This window comes from Sellimonas catena, assembly GCF_027924685.1.
Classification (GTDB): Bacteria; Bacillota; Clostridia; order Lachnospirales; family Lachnospiraceae; genus Sellimonas; species Sellimonas catena.
Map to the genome: position 1 here is coordinate 1 of NZ_BSBO01000005.1, position 15,204 is coordinate 15,204.

Genomic DNA, 15,204 nt, shown 5'->3' on the forward strand with positions numbered 1-15,204 from the left:
TTTGATACTTTTTCACGATTTCGTTCATTGTATCCCACTTTGCTTCCATATCCTTGACCAGTGTAAACTGTGTTCTGCATCTGTCCAGATTGTGGTTTTCTCTGTGGATCTTGAAATAATGATCGCCTTCGAGATAGTCTGTCAGGAACCGCATACCGCACTCGAATGTCATCACTTTGGCACCCATCGGAAGCAGCTCAACTTCTCTTGGAGTAAGCTTGCCGCCGCATCCTTCCAGATATCCGTTTACATATACGTCGAACAGATTCATATCACAGGATACTTTGCTTAAATCCTGTTCATCCTCTGCCGCTGTACTTGCACCAAAACGAATGGAATCACCAAAGTCATGCATCGCAAGACCCGGCATTACTGTATCAAGGTCGATGACGCAGATGCCCTTTCCGGTCAGGTTGTCAATCATAACGTTATTTAACTTTGTATCATTATGTGTAACACGAAGCGGAATTTCTCCCTTTTCCAGAAGTTCTCCGAATACATTTGCCACGTCCTCATGTTCCAGAACAAAATTGATTTCATCCTGTACATATTTTGCGCGTCCGCAGACATCCGCTGCTACCGCCCTTTTAAATGTTTCAAATCTTGCTTTTGTATCATGGAAGCCTTTGATTGTCTCATGCAGGCTGTCTGCCGGATAATCTGCCAGAAGTCTCTGGAAGTTTCCGAATGCATATGCACTCTGGTAAAAGTCTTCCGGTTTTTCTACCTGATCGTAGCTGGAAGCATCTGTGATAAATTTGTAGGAACGCCAGTATTCTCCTTTATAGTCAACAAAGTACGGCTTACCGTCTACGGCCGGAATAACATTAAGTGTCTCTCTGTCCGGATCTCCGCCGTTTTCAATGATCTTCTTTCTCAGATAGGATGTTACTCCGATAATATTTTCCATCAGAGCTACCGGGTCTGTGAATACTTCTTTATTCATTCTCTGAAGAATCACTTTGATCTTTCCCATCTCTGCAATCTCAAATGTCAGAAGAAATGTATCATTGATATGTCCGTTTCCGTACGGTCTTTCATCAATCAGCATTCCTTCGTATTGAAAATTTGCAATCGCTTCATCGATCTGTACTTTATTTACACGCGCCATCTCTATTTGTCCTCCCATAATTTCTGCGGATATACTCCTGCGTCTTTAAGTGCCTGAATGGCAGCTACAACAACCGGTTTGTCTTCCTTATAAGTTACACCGTACCATTTGTCTTCCGATTCCAGAACAGTTACTGTTGCACGTTCTTCTCCAAGCAGTTTGCTTACAACAGCCGGGAGGAAGTATTCGCACTTCATCGGGTTTTCTTTCAGGCCACTCTCAAGGAATGCCGGGAATCCTGCCTTGATCTCGTCCAGAATACTTCTTGTGAATCCCCACATATTCATGGATACAAGTGTGTCCGGATCTACAGATACCCATGTTTCCCCATCATCTTCAGAGTAGGCGATGCCTCCGTCTCTCTTCTCGATGCGTGTTCTTTCATTAATTGCAACAAGCTGTTTGTTCTCATCCAGCTCGCAGATTCCTCGTGCCACGTGGCCATTGTCTGTAACTGTATTTTTCAGACGGTAACCAACCATCGTGTAACGGTATTTATCGTCATCTTCGTGTGTTGTCAGATAGTTGTAAATCACTTCAAACGCATGGCGTCCGTAGTAGTCGTCCGCATTGATAACCGCGAACGGTCCGTCCACTTCATCGATGGCGCTTAAAACAGCATGTGCAGTACCCCAAGGTTTCACGCGTCCTTCCGGCACCTCGAAGCCCTCCGGAATGTTATTCAGATCCTGGAATACATACGCAACATCCATGATCTCTTCCATTCTCTTTCCTACTGCCTCTTTAAAATCAGCTTCGTTCTCTTTTTTAATAATAAATACGACTTTCTCAAATCCTGCACGCTTCGCATCAAAGATAGAGAAATCCATGATAATGTGTCCTTCTTTATCAACAGGGTCGATCTGCTTTAATCCGCCGTATCTGCTTCCCATTCCTGCTGCCATAATTACTAAAACTGGTTTTTTCATATCCGAAACCTCCTTATTTTTTTCAGAACTTTTCCGTTCCTCTTCACGCTTTTTGTTTCTGACATCATTGTATGATAAAACCGAGGAAAAATCTTTGTCTGATATTTGATTTCATTTGTACAATCTGCATTTTTGCTTTGACATTTTATACCGGAATGGGCTATGATGGAGACAAGAAGAAACCGATAGCGTATGATAATTAGAAAGGCGATGGATGCGATGACATATAAAGGAATTTCTTTTCGAAAAGAACTGCTTATTGACCAGTTATTTTCCCTTCATTATTTTGAATACATGAGTACTTTTTCTTTTCCTGGAGAATCTCATAATTTCTGGGAATTTGTCTGTGTGGATAAAGGGGAAGTCACCATCGGCGCCGGTGATCAGATCTACACACTGAAAAAGGGGGACATTGCTTTTCACGAGCCGAATGAATTTCACTGGGTAAAGGCAAATGGAAGCATTGCGCCAAATCTGATCGTTATCTCCTTTTCCTCAAAAAGCCCGATAATGAACTTTTTCCGGAAAAAGATTTTACGAACCGACGATTTTGCCAGGAGCCTGCTCGCCCGGATCATTACAGAAGCCGGCAATTTTCTGGAGGGCCGGCTTGACGATCCATATCAGACAGTGCTCCGTCCAAAGTCTTCTCAGCCTCCTGCTTCCGGCCAGCTGATTCAGCTTTATCTGGAGGAACTGATGATCTATTTCTACCGGAAATATTCCGATCTTTCCACCCCGGCAGAAGAAAAGCCGGACAAGCCGGACAAGACCATGAAAGAAAATATCGATACAGAGGTCTTTAACCGGGTCGTTGCCTACCTCGGCCAGCACCTCTCCGGAAGGGTCACGATCGAAACAATCTGCAAAGACAATCTGATCGGAAGATCTCAGCTCCAGAAAATATTCAGCAAAAAATCCGGTCTTGGCATCATCGAATACTTTTCCAATATGAAGATCGAAGCTGCAAAGGAACTGATACGCACCGAACAGATGAATTTTACACAGATATCAGAAAAACTCGGTTACACCTCCATCCACTATTTTTCCAGGCAGTTTAAAAAGGTAACCGGAATGACACCTTCCGAGTACGCCTCATCCATCAAGGCCATGGCAGACCGGAGCCATCGCCCGCAGCCGGATCAGGATTCGGAATGATTTACACAGATCTAACATAATATTTGCACTTTATTTACAGGTTACTTTTATAATCAAACAACAAAACAGGAAATACAGGTGATTTTATGATTTATCAATATGGAGAACAACTCCTTCCCATTCCATTTTCCGAATGGGAAACAGCGCGGGAGCCTGCAATATTTGTAACAGACTCCAAACATGCTCCGGATATTCTGGAGCAGGCAAATATCATATATGAAAATGAAATTTCCTTATCCAAAATCCGGTTCTGCAAACTGGAAACCCAGCAGGAATGTCTCGTAAGCACTTTCTGCATTCCCAAACTGGCAGATGTCCTCGGAAGCAGATACCGCATTTACCTCTTTGTCAATCGTCATAATATCGTAATCGTAGATGATGATGGATTCTCCGACCGGCTGATATATCGAATACAGCAGAAGAAAGCACATCAGGGGGAGACAAAAGAACGGTTCCTCTATAATTATATTTCTGAGTTTATCAGTCTGGATCCGGAAATTCTGAGCAATTATGAAAAACGACTGTTTCAAATGGAAGAGGATGTCATACAGGAAAAAGTAAAAAACTTTCAGCACGAACTGATTCCCCTGCGGCGCGAACTGCTCACATTCCGCAGCTATTATGATGAAATCATGGATCTTGGACGCGCACTTGAAGAGAATGAAAATGGCTTTTTTATCAAGAAGCATCTCAAGTATTTTGGCACGATCGGAGACCGGGCCGACCGGCTGCTGAGTAAAACAAACCATCTGTTGGATTACGCACAGCAGATTAAAGAAGCCTACCAGTCCCAGATCGATGCCCGGCAGAACAACAACATGCAGTTCCTGACCGTAATTTCCACCATCTTCTTCCCGCTCACCCTCATCACCGGATGGTTTGGAATGAACTTCAAAAACATGCCGGGGCTCGACAACGGCTATGGAAACGTCGTCATACTCTGCATTCTCATCATCATACTATGCATCATTATATTCAAAAAAAAGAAGTTGATTTGATGTTTTTTTGGTTATTTTTTTGGGGACGTGTTCCGGTGCATCGGAACACGTCCCCAAAATTAGCATTATTTAATTATTTCTTTATACTGTCTGTGATGTTTTAATGCTTCGGTCATTTCTGCCATGCGGCTGGTGTCTCCGATGAGGATGACGCCGCAGAGGCGGTTGTTGAGGAAGTAGTATTTCTGGTACTGTTTTTTTCCTTCGTCTTTGTATTCTACGGTTTTGTAGATGAGGTCCGGATTTTGTCCGTTATCGCCTGCTGCGAAGAGGGCGGTGTTCATGCCGTGGAAGCTTAATGCTGCCGGTACGGTGCTGTAGGTGTTGTCGTCTCCTGCCGCCTGTGCTCCGGCTGTTTTTCCTTCTTCTACTGCCTGCGGCCAGATGGCGTAATTGATGCCTTCGTACTGTGCGCAGTCTCCGCATGCGTAGATATCCGGAATGTTTGTTTCCATCTTCTCGTTGACAATCACTGCTCGGTCTGTCTCAATGCCTGCTTCTTTTGCAAGTGCGGTGTTTGCTCTTACGCCGCAGGATACGATAACGAGTTCAGCCGGGATCACGGTGCCGTCAGCGAGGCGTACGCCTTCTGCTTTTTCGCCGCCTTCGATGGCTTCGATCTGTACGCCGGTGTGGATCTGGATTCCCTGTCCTTCGCTGATCTTCTTGAGCATTTCTCCTGCCGTTTTATCAAGCTGGCGTCCCATCAGTACCGGTGCCAGTTCCAGCACTGTCACTTCGCATCTGGATTTTTTGAGTTCCCATGCCGCCTCCAGGCCGAGAACGCCTCCGCCGATGACAACTGCGTGTTTTGTCTCTTTTAATTTCTCTGCTACTTTCTTTGTATCGGAAAGCCTCCGGATTGCAATGACTCCGTCTTTGTCCGCTCCTTTGATCGGCGGAATGAAACATTCGGATCCCAGTGCATAAATCAGTTTTGTATAATGATATTTGCTTCCGTCATCCAGATGTACTTCTTTTGCTTCCGGATCGATTTTGACTACTTCGTGTCCAAGAATCTGGTAAATATGATTTTCTTCGTACCAGGATGCGTCTTCCACCGCAATCTGTTCTTCATTCAGACCTGCCATGATGGATTTAGTCAGCATCGGACGGTTGTAGGTCCGGTAAGGTTCATTGGAAATCATTGTAATGGTTCCGGTACGGTCTCTCTTCCGGATCGCTTCTGCTGCATAGTGGCCTGCTGCTCCGTTTCCGAGAATGATATAGAAATTCTTTGTGTCATTGGAAAATTCGTTCTCTTCCGCCTCCACTTCCACAAAGTTTTCCGGTCCTACTCCACAAACCGGGCAGATGTCAATGGAGGAATCAAAAACAGCGCCGCAGACAAGACATTTTACCAGTGTCCTTGCTCCTTTTTTCTTCTTTGGATTCTCTTTTTCCTGAAGAAGGCATCCGAAGTTAAATCCGTAATCAAAGGCATCCTGAAGCTGATTTTCGTCTGGTTTAAACCGTACACGGAATCCTTCTGTCACCTTCATATTCAGCTGTTTCAATCTTTCGATCAGATGCGGCACAGCCTCTCCGCTCCATCCATAGCTTCCGAATGCGCTGGCAAGTTTTCCGCCGTGTGTTCCCGCAAAGATGGAAGTTGTAAGATCCCAGATCGGTTTCAGGGCTTCTCCGACGATTGTTGGAGACCCGAACAGAATACCGTCCGCAAATCCAAGCTCTTCAAGTACTTTTGCCTGATCAGCCTCTACCATATCATAGGCCCGCACATCGATATCCCCGCTTGCACGGATTCCTTCTGCAATCTTTTCCGCCAGGGATTTGGTATATCCGTAGGCGCTGACATATGGCATGATCACCGTTTTCTTCGGATTTGGATTGACTACTGTGCTCCACTCTTCGTAGGTATTCAGAATAAAGTCAATCTTATCATCGATAACCGGTCCGTGTCCGGTGCAGATCATGGAAATATCCAGCTCGCGCACTCTTTCCAGTGCTTTTAACATGAACGGCTTGAACGGCCCGATAATATTATCGTAATAATACTTCGTGGCTCTCATATAGCCTTCCCAGTCTGTCACCTTGCTCAGCAGGACATCGTCAAATCCGTAATGGGATCCGAATGAATCACAGGTAACAAGAATCTGTTCTTCTTCAATATAAGTATACATGGTATCCGGCCAGTGCAGGTTCGGTACAAAGAGGAAACGGAGCGTACGGTCTCCGATCTTCATTGTCATGTTGTCTCTCGCCGGAATTCCGGTAAAGTCTCTGTTTACGATCTCTTTCAGAAATCCAAGGGCGCAGCCTGTAGCGATGATTTTCATGCCCGGGTTCAGATCCAGAAGCCGCTCCACACTGCCTGCATGGTCCGGCTCGGTGTGCTCTACAACAAGATAGTCAATGCTCTCCACATCGGTAATTTCTTTGAGTTTTTCCAGATAATCATCGAAAAATTTCTCTTTTGCAGTTTCGAAGAGGATGGTCTTGTCCCCTGTTTTCAGAACGTAAGAATTGTATGTTGTTCCAAATTCTGTGTACATGATAATGTCAAATACACGCAGATCGGCATCTACAATTCCTGTCCAGTAAAAATTCTCCCTTAGTTTCAGTGCTTTCATTCTCTAACCTCCGGTTATGTCTGATAAAAATAATAATTACTGTTTTTAGTATAATCCATATCGGTAAAAAAATCCAGCTTTTTTTCGCAATCTGCAATTCCTCTTTTCATCTGCATTCTTCGGCAAATGCGCAGACAAAGCCGCCGGGAATTTCGTTTCCCGCCGGCTTTGATTTAAAACAATCGCTTTTTCAAGATCAGCATCTCTATGCCCTGCTCATGCCGTCTACACTCAGAATCACTCCTGTAATATAGGATGCTTCCTCTGATGCCAGAAATACAAATGCGTTGGCAATATCTTCCGGCTGCCCGAGACGGCGGAGCGGAATCTGCGCAATCAACGGATCAATCACTTCTTTCGGTACCGCTTTCATCATATCCGTCTCCGTAATTCCCGGTGCCACCGCATTGACGCGGATTCCTCTCGGGCCAAGTTCCCGTGCCAGTGAAATCGTCATCCCATTTACCGCAAACTTGGAAGTCGGATAGGCTACTCCTGCTGCCTGTCCGGAGATACTTACCATCGATGAGGTGGATAATATCACTCCTTCGCCCTGCTCCACCATATAATCCACAACTGCTCTGGATGCATTAAACACGCCCTTCACGTTCAGATTCATAACCTTGTCGAACAAGTCTTCCGTATATTCTGTAAACGGTACGCTGTCCGAAACTCCCGCATTATTGACAAGAATATCGATTCGTCCATATGTGTCATGTATGCCTTTTACAGCTTCACGCACAGATTCCAGACTGGAAAGATCCGGACAGATTCCTTCCACGGAAGCCCCCGGAATGCTCTCTTTTAACCTGGCAACTGCTTTATCCGCCGTCTCCTGCCTGCTGGCGGCTACAATTACTTTTGCCCCTTCTTCCAGAAACCGTTTTGCCGTAGCAAATCCGATTCCGCGGCTCCCTCCGGTAATCAATGCAACTTTATCTTTCAGTTTCATATCATACGCCTCCTTTTTGTTTGTCCTCTTTATTTATTATTATCATAACACATTTTTCAGATTTTTCGGTGATAAACTCACAATAGTATGATAAAATCAGATTATCAAATGCGCAGGGAGGAGTATTATGATTTATTATGATGACGGTATCATCCGGATCCGGACGCTGGTCCCGGATGATGCGCAGATTCTTGCAGAGGAAGAACAGTTCCAGGGCGACCATGTGACCCGCGAAAAATATGACATGCGTCTTCAGGATCAGGCAGAGGGAAAAGCCGTGGCACTGGCTGCCGAATACCAGGGGCAGACAGCCGGTTATATCAGCATCTACCCGGATTCTGACCGGGGCGCCTTTGCAGGAAAAGGGCTGCCGGAACTGGTTGATTTTGGTGTCCTGAAAAAATACCGGAACCATGGGATCGGCTCTCTTCTGATGGATACCGCAGAACAGATTGCTGCCGGATTTGCCGATACAGTCTATCTTGGTGTCGGGCTTCACAGCGGCTATGGAAGCGCCCAGAGAATGTACATCAAACGCGGATACATTCCGGACGGAAGCGGCGTCTGGTATGGAGATCATATCTGTGAACCTTATACAGACTGCTGTAACGACGATGATCTCATACTATATCTGTCGAAAAAACTATAACTGCAAAAAGACCGCCCGGCAGAAATATCTTTCTCTCTGCCGGGCAGTCCTTTTTACCTTTATCATTTACTGCACTGCCTTCCAGAACAGTGCCTCCATTTTTTCATATCTGCACAGGAAAGACTCCTTGCTCGCCTCCATCATCTCATCTCTGGAAACCCGCGCAAACCGGATTACATAACCTCTTTTCAGCGCAAGCTCCCGGATAAACTCTCTCTGTGTCCTTCCATTACCTTCCCGAAACGGGTGCAGCGCATTAATTTCGGAAAAATAATAGGCAAGACGTCTGACAATCCGCTCTTTCGGAAGCCCTGCAAGGTAATGCTCCTCTTTCAATTTTCCGAACAGTTCATCGGCCTGCCCCTCAATAAAACGTGCTTTGCAAAAGACGGCCGATTTGGAAATATCAACCGTACGGATCTCCCCTGCCCAGGAATAGAGATCCTGGAACAGGTATCTGTGAATGCTCTTTAGGTGATCCAAATCAAAATCACCTTTCACGGGAACATCCAGCAAATCGCTCATGCGAAACATTGTTAGCCGTCTCTCAGCCTCTTCCAGTTTCGCCTGATCCCGGATGTCCATCTTGTTGATCAGTACGTCCGAATCCGGATAACAGTAAATCGTATCACTCATTTATGCCTCCGCGTATTCTGCCAGGATCTCCTCCCTGAATTTGTCTTTGTCTGCCGCTTTCCGGTACTTGTTCAACAGCTCCAGGTCTTCTTCTGTCAATGTCAGCCTTTCCATCTCCATGGAAACTTTGACTTCTTCTGCCTTTTCCTGTTCTGTGTAAGCCTGCGGCATTTTTACTTCAAACGGAATACTTTTTGTCATGATGATCTGTTTCAACAGCATATTCACTACAGAAGACAGATTCGTTCCGAGCTCTTCCAGAATCACACTGGCCTGCTCTTTGTCTCTCTCATCTGTCCGTACCTGTAAAAATGTCTTCGCCATTGTTCTGCACCTCCCGTATTCTATTTTACATTTTTGTATTTACATTGTCAATACGCTCAACGTCAAGAAGCAGGACCCAAAATCCTGCTCCTCCTCATAATCAAACCGAAAACTCTCACCCGCCGATCGTCTGTCTTCCTTCACTGTCTGTTCTATTTTCTTCTCTGCCTGCAGACCTCATACATCAGAATTCCCGCTGCCATGGCCGCATTTAAAGACTCTACCTGACCATGCATCGGAATCTTGATTTTATGCTCCGCCTCAGCACATATCTCTTCCGGAAGACCATTTCCCTCATTTCCAATAAGAAATGCCGTCGGTTTTGTATAATCTTCCTCATCATAGAAACGGCTGTCATCCAGATGTGCCGCATACGTGTGAATTCCATGTTGTTTTAGAAAGCGAACAGTCTCTTTCATATCATCTACACAAACTGCTCTCATCCGGTAAATCGATCCCATCGTGGACCGGATGACTTTGGGCTGATAAAGATCCGCGCAGTTCGAACCAAGGATCACTCCTGTCACCCCGGCACCCTCCGCCGTCCGAAAAATCGTTCCCAGATTTCCCGGGTCCTGCAGATGATCCAGCACCATCAGAAAAGGTGCCCTTCCGTCTTCTCCGTGAAGAAGCTCGTCCATCGTCCAGGACATTCTCCGAATCACCCCGAGAATTCCCTGCGGCGTTTTTGTATCCGACATGTGGGCAAACACTGTATCACTTACCATCTCCGCTTTCTTTTTTAAATGTTCCGGCAGATCCGGATATTTTTGCAGAAATGTCTCTGAAATATACAGCTCTTTGATCCGGCTTTCCGGCGCTTCCTTCATCATCCGGATCCCCTCTACGATAAAGATTCCTTCCTCATTTCTTGCTTTTGCCTTTTTCTGCAGCTTCAGTATCCGCTTGATTTTCTGATTTGCTGTACTTGTAATCATGACGCGCTCTCTCCTGATTCTCCCATTTTCACTTCCAGAATCCGTCTTACGGATTCATCGATCCGGTCTTCCGATATTGTGCCGGAATTTACTGCGCTCAAAATTCCCTGATATGCATCCTCAAAATTCTGCGGCATCAGAATCATGTCAACTCCCGCCTGAACAGCCTGTACCGCTGCCTCAGCAGATGTATAGTCATTTGTAATTGCTCCCATATTCATAGCGTCCGTAATCACGATCCCGTCAAATCCCAGATCATTCCTCAGCATCTCTGTCACTACTTCTTCGGACAGAGAAGCCGGTGTATCATCCTCCAGAATATTCGGAAGAGAAATATGCCCAACCATTACAAACTCTGTGTCCGCATCAATCGCAGCCTGAAATGGAAGGAACTCGCACGATTCCAGCTCTTCCTTCGTGCTGTTTAAATACACCGTCCCCTCATGGGAATCCCCGCTCGTTCCTCCGTGTCCCGGGAAATGCTTGGCCACTGTATAAATCCCCTGGCTGTGGAATCCCTTTATCGCCTCGGATACCATCTCTGACACTGTCTCAGGATCCGATCCGAATGCCCGGTACTGCGCAATCGTATTTTCCTGGTTTGTCCAGACATCCGCCATCGGAGCAAAATCCATATTAAAGCCAAGCTCTGTCAGATACGTTCCGATCGTCTCGCCCGCATCATACGCCTTCTGACTGTCCCCGGATGCACCAATCTCTGACATATTTCCTACATTCTCAATGCCAAGAGCCGCATTTCCCGCAATCCGTGCTACTGTTCCGCCCTCTTCATCCACGGAAAGGAACGGCTCCACTCCGACCACCTCTTTGGAAAATCCTGTAATCGTATCATTCCACGTCTTGATCTGATCCTGAGAGACCAGATTATTTTCCATCATGATCAGACCGCCCACCGGCCGCTCCTTATAGGCTGTTTCCGTCACCTCTCCCGGATTCCATGTTCCCTGAACACCTGTCAGAGCATCCGGTGTGATCATAAACATCTGCGCAATCTTCTCCTGCAGCGTCAGTTCCTCCAGCTTCTGATCAATCTCACTGTCCTGTGTCTTTGTCTCTTCTTCCCGTGTAGCCGAATCTTCTTTTGTCTGCTGCGAAGCACCCTCCTGCTCCGCCTCATCACGCCCTGCATTGCTAAAATAGATCACTGCAGCAAACGCACCTGCCGACAAAAGCATACATCCGATTCCAAGCGCCAGTCTCCCCGTTCTTCTCCTTCTGCGTTTCCTTTTCTTTCCGCTCATATGATCCCCTTACTATATTAATTATTTAACCTGAAATGTATAAAAATTTTATTATCAGCTTTAAGAGTATTATAATCGAAACACCCTGTCAACCCCGTTTTCTGCGAATTCCCGGAAGCACACAATTTTGGGGACGTGTTCCGTTGCATCGGAACACGTCCCCAAAAATTTAAAAACAATTCACTATACTTTAAAGCGGTATCCAACTCCCCAGATGGTTTCAATATACTGTGGCTTGGATGTGTCGTACTCGATCTTTTCGCGGATTTTTTTGATATGTACTGTAACGGTCGCAATGTCTCCGATCGATTCCATGTCCCAGATTTCGCTGAAGAGTTCATCCTTGGTGTATACATGGTTTGGATGGCTCGCCAGGAATGCGAGGAGATCGAATTCTTTCGTCGTAAATGCTTTTTCTTCTCCGTTAACCCACACGCGTCTTGCTGTGGTGTCAATCTTCAGTCCACGGATTTCGATGATTTTATTTTCTTCCGCGTGGCTTCCAATCAGTCGTTCATATCTTGCAAGATGTGCCTTGACTCTGGCTACCAGTTCGCTCGGACTGAATGGTTTTGTCATATAGTCATCTGCGCCAAGACCTAGTCCCCGGATTTTATCAATATCATCTTTCTTTGCGGATACCATGATAATCGGCACATCTTTTTCGTCCCGTACTTTCCTGCAGATCTCAAATCCGTCTACTCCTGGAAGCATGAGATCCAGAATCAGAAGATCAAAGTCTTCTTCCAGTGCCTTTTTCAGTCCTGCGTTTCCGTCATTTTCCACCTCTACCTCAAATCCACTGAGTTCCAGATAGTCTTTCTCCAGATCCGCGATCGCTTCTTCATCTTCTATAATAAAAATCTTACTCATAAATTGGTACCTCCTGATATTTTCGGATGACAAAGTACATTACCGTCCCTGTGCCCGGTCTGCTTGTGGCCCAGATTTTTCCGCCGTGTTCTTCAATAATTTTTTTTACAATGGAAAGCCCGATTCCGCTCCCGCCTTTGGATGAATTTCTGGAAGCATCCGTCCGGTAAAAGCGGTCAAAAATATATGGCAGATCCTTCGCGTCGATTCCTTTTCCGTTATCCTCCAGCTCCACCTGGATAAAGTCGCCCACATCTTTGACCCTCAGGTTGATCCGCGGCTGCTGTTTGTCCATATATTTCAGGGAATTACTGATAATATTATTGACAACACGCATCAGCTGCTCGGCATCCGCAATAATCTTGACATCGTCTTCAACATAATTAAAATATCCAAATTCCACGCCCTGATTTGTGAGTTCGGAAGACAGATTCTCCGCACAGTCATTAAAATAGTCATTGACCCGGACGGGGGCGAAATTGTATGGAATCCGGTTTGTATCAATCTTTGTGTAGAACGTCAGCTCGTTAATCAGTGTGTTCATCTCATTTGCCTTGTTGTAGATCGTTTTGATATAACGGTCCATTTTCTCCGGCGTATCTGCCACTCCATCCATAATCCCTTCCACATATCCTTTGATTGCTGTAATCGGTGTCTTCAGGTCATGGGAAATATTACTGATCAATTCTTTGTTGTCTTTATCATTTTTCAGCTTTTCTTCCGCATTCTCCTTCAGCCTTTTTCGCATTTCCTCAATGTCCTTGCACAGCTGCCCGATCTCGTCGTCTTTTTCTGGATGAAGCTCAAAATCCAGCTCTCCTTCCGTGATGCTCTTTACCGCGATCTCCATCTTCTCAATCGGCCGCAGAAGGCTGCCGTAAATCCAGAGAATCATCAGCATTGCCGTAAGGGCAAGAATCAGGATCACACCAATGATCATGGTGCTGAGAAATTCGTGAACTTCCGGAATTTGATTCAATGTACCGATCGACTGCTTAAAGTCCCGGTACTCCTCACCTGAAATCCCATAGGTACGTTCGATGGCTTTAATATGATAGTTCGCCACACCCCATACAGCAAAGCCGGTCAAAACCGCCGGCAGAATCGTAATGATTACGAATGAAATAATCAATTTTGTCTTCAATTTCAAAACAGTTCTTCCTCTCTGCTTTCTCTGCTCTGATCACAGGTACAGTATATCACGAAAAAGGGCGCCTCCACTATAGGCGCCCCTAAAATTTTCTAAAGTTTTTATAAATACTTTTTCAGTGTTTCCACCTTATCAAGCTTCTCCCAAGGAAGATCCAGATCGTTACGTCCGAAGTGTCCGTATGCTGCTGTCTGTTTGTAGATCGGTCTTCTGAGGTCAAGCATTTTGATGATTCCTGCCGGTCTTAAATCGAAGTTTTCACGGATCATTTTTACCAGCGCTTCATCGGAAAGTTTTCCTGTCCCAAAGGTATCTACCCACACGGAAGTTGGCTGAGCAACTCCGATTGCGTAGGAAAGCTGTACTTCACATTTATCCGCAAGGCCTGCTGCCACTATGTTCTTTGCTACATAACGTGCTGCATATGCTCCCGAACGGTCTACCTTTGTGCAGTCCTTTCCCGAGAATGCGCCGCCGCCGTGACGTGCCATTCCGCCATAGCTGTCTACGATGATCTTACGTCCTGTCAATCCACTGTCACCGTGCGGTCCGCCGATAACGAAACGTCCTGTCGGATTGATGAAGAACTTCGTATTCTCATCGATCATCTTTTCATCGAGAATCGGATCAAATACATGTTTTTTGATATCTTCATGGATCTGCTCCTGTGTGACTGCAGGATCATGCTGTGTGGACAGTACCACTGCCTCCAGACGTCCCGGCTTTCCTTCTTCATTATACTCTACTGTCACCTGGGCTTTTCCATCCGGGCGAAGATACGGGAGTGTTCCGTCCTTTCTCACCTTTGCAAGCTGCTTTGTGAGTTTGTGCGCAAGGGAAATCGGATACGGCATATACTCTTCTGTCTCATTGGACGCATATCCGAACATCATACCCTGATCACCGGCACCGATCGCTTCGATCTCCTCATCGGACATCTTGTTTTCTTTTGCTTCCAGCGCTTTATCAACGCCCATTGCAATATCGGATGACTGCTCATCAATAGCTACCAGAACACCGCATGTGTCCGCGTCAAATCCGAATTTTCCTCTTGTATATCCGATCTCTCTTACCGTGTCGCGCACGATCTTCTGGATATCTACATATCCGTTGGTTGTAATCTCACCCATAACCATTACAAGACCTGTCGTTGTACATGTCTCACATGCCACACGGCTCATCGGATCCTGCTCCATCAAAGCATCCAGAATCGCGTCAGAAATCGCGTCACAGACTTTGTCCGGATGACCTTCTGTTACTGATTCAGAAGTAAATAATAATTTTTCCATCTTTTCCTGCCTTTCCTTTTCTCTCATATACTGTCTGTTTTCTCTGGCGGGCTTTTCTGCTGCACTAAAACATATTAATGCGCAATAAAAAAGCAGCCCACCATAAGCGGACTGTTATATATACATCATATATCAATCCTCTTATTGTTCGATTACTCGCTCAGGCTGGCACCTTCCGTGACCGGGGTTGCCGTGGCTTCTCAGATCCTATGTATCTCCACCACTCTGAATAAGAGAAAATATAACTTGATTTACTTGTCACTGTACGGAATCATATCACCATCATATAATCCTGTCAAGAGTTTTTTAACAAAAGCAGGGATACGGTATCTCCGCACCCC

At 45.7% G+C, this 15,204-nt stretch carries 14 protein-coding genes and 1 riboswitch; of the genes, 3 read left to right on the forward strand and 11 right to left on the reverse strand.

Annotation, left to right across the window (positions count from 1 at the left end; translation table 11 throughout):
- A partial coding sequence (locus Selli1_RS03325; RefSeq protein ID WP_281872297.1) for a phosphotransferase enzyme family protein occupies positions 1-1,111 on the reverse strand: 1,111 nt, incomplete at its 3' end.
- Between the two features lie 2 nt (positions 1,112-1,113).
- Positions 1,114-2,040 carry a nucleotidyltransferase family protein gene (locus Selli1_RS03330; protein WP_087166645.1) on the reverse strand — a complete coding sequence of 309 codons (927 nt, stop codon included), beginning with the start codon at positions 2,038-2,040 and terminating at the stop codon, positions 1,114-1,116.
- Between the two features lie 219 nt (positions 2,041-2,259).
- Here Selli1_RS03330 and Selli1_RS03335 point away from each other — a divergent pair, with 219 nt between their 5' ends.
- Both Selli1_RS03335 and Selli1_RS03340 read left to right on the forward strand, forming a co-directional pair.
- Entirely contained in the window at positions 2,260-3,198 is a 939-nt protein-coding gene (locus Selli1_RS03335) for an AraC family transcriptional regulator (RefSeq protein ID WP_087251836.1), read from the forward strand.
- Positions 3,199-3,284: 86 nt separating this feature from the next.
- Positions 3,285-4,196, forward strand: coding sequence for a magnesium transporter CorA family protein (locus Selli1_RS03340; protein ID WP_138372624.1), 912 nt, complete (start codon positions 3,285-3,287; stop codon positions 4,194-4,196).
- 65 nt (positions 4,197-4,261) lie between these two features.
- On the opposite strand, the gene Selli1_RS03345 is transcribed toward Selli1_RS03340, so the two are convergent.
- Positions 4,262-6,790: an FAD-dependent oxidoreductase gene (locus tag Selli1_RS03345; protein WP_087166643.1), complete on the reverse strand. Its 2,529-nt coding sequence runs from the start codon at positions 6,788-6,790 to the stop codon at positions 4,262-4,264.
- A gap of 205 nt (positions 6,791-6,995) precedes the next feature.
- The gene (locus tag Selli1_RS03350) at positions 6,996-7,742 is read right to left on the reverse strand and encodes an SDR family NAD(P)-dependent oxidoreductase (protein ID WP_281872300.1); all 747 of its coding nucleotides are present in this window, start codon (positions 7,740-7,742) and stop codon (positions 6,996-6,998) included.
- 127 nt (positions 7,743-7,869) lie between these two features.
- On the opposite strand from Selli1_RS03350, the gene Selli1_RS03355 reads away from it, so the two are divergent.
- Positions 7,870-8,391 carry a GNAT family N-acetyltransferase gene (locus tag Selli1_RS03355; protein WP_281872302.1) on the forward strand — a complete coding sequence of 174 codons (522 nt, stop codon included), beginning with the start codon at positions 7,870-7,872 and terminating at the stop codon, positions 8,389-8,391.
- A gap of 66 nt (positions 8,392-8,457) precedes the next feature.
- On the opposite strand, the gene Selli1_RS03360 is transcribed toward Selli1_RS03355, so the two are convergent.
- The 7 genes from Selli1_RS03360 to metK all read right to left on the reverse strand — a co-directional run bounded on the left by Selli1_RS03360 (position 8,458) and on the right by metK (position 14,863).
- Entirely contained in the window at positions 8,458-9,027 is a 570-nt protein-coding gene (locus tag Selli1_RS03360; RefSeq protein WP_087166640.1) for a Fic/DOC family protein, read from the reverse strand.
- A complete protein-coding gene (locus tag Selli1_RS03365; RefSeq protein ID WP_281844161.1) occupies positions 9,028-9,351 on the reverse strand; it encodes a type II toxin-antitoxin system RelB/DinJ family antitoxin in 324 nt (107 codons plus the stop codon).
- Between the two features lie 152 nt (positions 9,352-9,503).
- Positions 9,504-10,289 (reverse strand): TrmH family RNA methyltransferase, encoded by a 786-nt coding sequence (locus Selli1_RS03370; RefSeq protein ID WP_281844160.1) that lies wholly within the window; start codon positions 10,287-10,289, stop codon positions 9,504-9,506.
- Complete coding sequence (locus tag Selli1_RS03375) at positions 10,286-11,551, reverse strand: glycoside hydrolase family 3 protein (RefSeq protein ID WP_281844159.1); 1,266 nt, start codon at positions 11,549-11,551, stop codon at positions 10,286-10,288. Before Selli1_RS03375 ends, Selli1_RS03370 begins: the two co-directional genes overlap by 4 nt.
- Positions 11,552-11,734: 183 nt before the next feature.
- Positions 11,735-12,424: a response regulator transcription factor gene (locus tag Selli1_RS03380; protein WP_087166636.1), complete on the reverse strand. Its 690-nt coding sequence runs from the start codon at positions 12,422-12,424 to the stop codon at positions 11,735-11,737.
- Positions 12,417-13,574, reverse strand: coding sequence for a sensor histidine kinase (locus Selli1_RS03385; protein WP_087166635.1), 1,158 nt, complete (start codon positions 13,572-13,574; stop codon positions 12,417-12,419). The genes Selli1_RS03380 and Selli1_RS03385 overlap by 8 nt, the downstream gene beginning before the upstream one ends.
- A 101-nt stretch (positions 13,575-13,675) precedes the next feature.
- Positions 13,676-14,863 (reverse strand): methionine adenosyltransferase, encoded by a 1,188-nt coding sequence (gene metK / locus Selli1_RS03390; RefSeq protein ID WP_204864032.1) that lies wholly within the window; start codon positions 14,861-14,863, stop codon positions 13,676-13,678.
- 138 nt (positions 14,864-15,001) lie between these two features.
- Positions 15,002-15,099: riboswitch (SAM riboswitch) on the reverse strand.
- Positions 15,100-15,204: the final 105 nt, after the last annotated feature.

Excerpts from the sequence above, each read along its gene's own strand:
- Selli1_RS03330 (WP_087166645.1), bottom strand. The coding sequence starts at position 2,040 with ATGAAAAAACCAGTTTTAGTAATTATGGCAGCAGGAATGGGAAGCAGA.
- Selli1_RS03335 (WP_087251836.1), top strand. The coding sequence starts at position 2,260 with ATGACATATAAAGGAATTTCTTTTCGAAAAGAACTGCTTATTGACCAG.
- Selli1_RS03340 (WP_138372624.1), top strand. The coding sequence starts at position 3,285 with ATGATTTATCAATATGGAGAACAACTCCTTCCCATTCCATTTTCCGAA.
- Selli1_RS03345 (WP_087166643.1), bottom strand. The coding sequence starts at position 6,790 with ATGAAAGCACTGAAACTAAGGGAGAATTTTTACTGGACAGGAATTGTA.
- Selli1_RS03350 (WP_281872300.1), bottom strand. The coding sequence starts at position 7,742 with ATGAAACTGAAAGATAAAGTTGCATTGATTACCGGAGGGAGCCGCGGA.
- Selli1_RS03355 (WP_281872302.1), top strand. The coding sequence starts at position 7,870 with ATGATTTATTATGATGACGGTATCATCCGGATCCGGACGCTGGTCCCG.
- Selli1_RS03360 (WP_087166640.1), bottom strand. The coding sequence starts at position 9,027 with ATGAGTGATACGATTTACTGTTATCCGGATTCGGACGTACTGATCAAC.
- Selli1_RS03365 (WP_281844161.1), bottom strand. The coding sequence starts at position 9,351 with ATGGCGAAGACATTTTTACAGGTACGGACAGATGAGAGAGACAAAGAG.
- Selli1_RS03370 (WP_281844160.1), bottom strand. The coding sequence starts at position 10,289 with ATGATTACAAGTACAGCAAATCAGAAAATCAAGCGGATACTGAAGCTG.
- Selli1_RS03375 (WP_281844159.1), bottom strand. The coding sequence starts at position 11,551 with ATGAGCGGAAAGAAAAGGAAACGCAGAAGGAGAAGAACGGGGAGACTG.
- Selli1_RS03380 (WP_087166636.1), bottom strand. The coding sequence starts at position 12,424 with ATGAGTAAGATTTTTATTATAGAAGATGAAGAAGCGATCGCGGATCTG.
- metK (WP_204864032.1), bottom strand. The coding sequence starts at position 14,863 with ATGGAAAAATTATTATTTACTTCTGAATCAGTAACAGAAGGTCATCCG.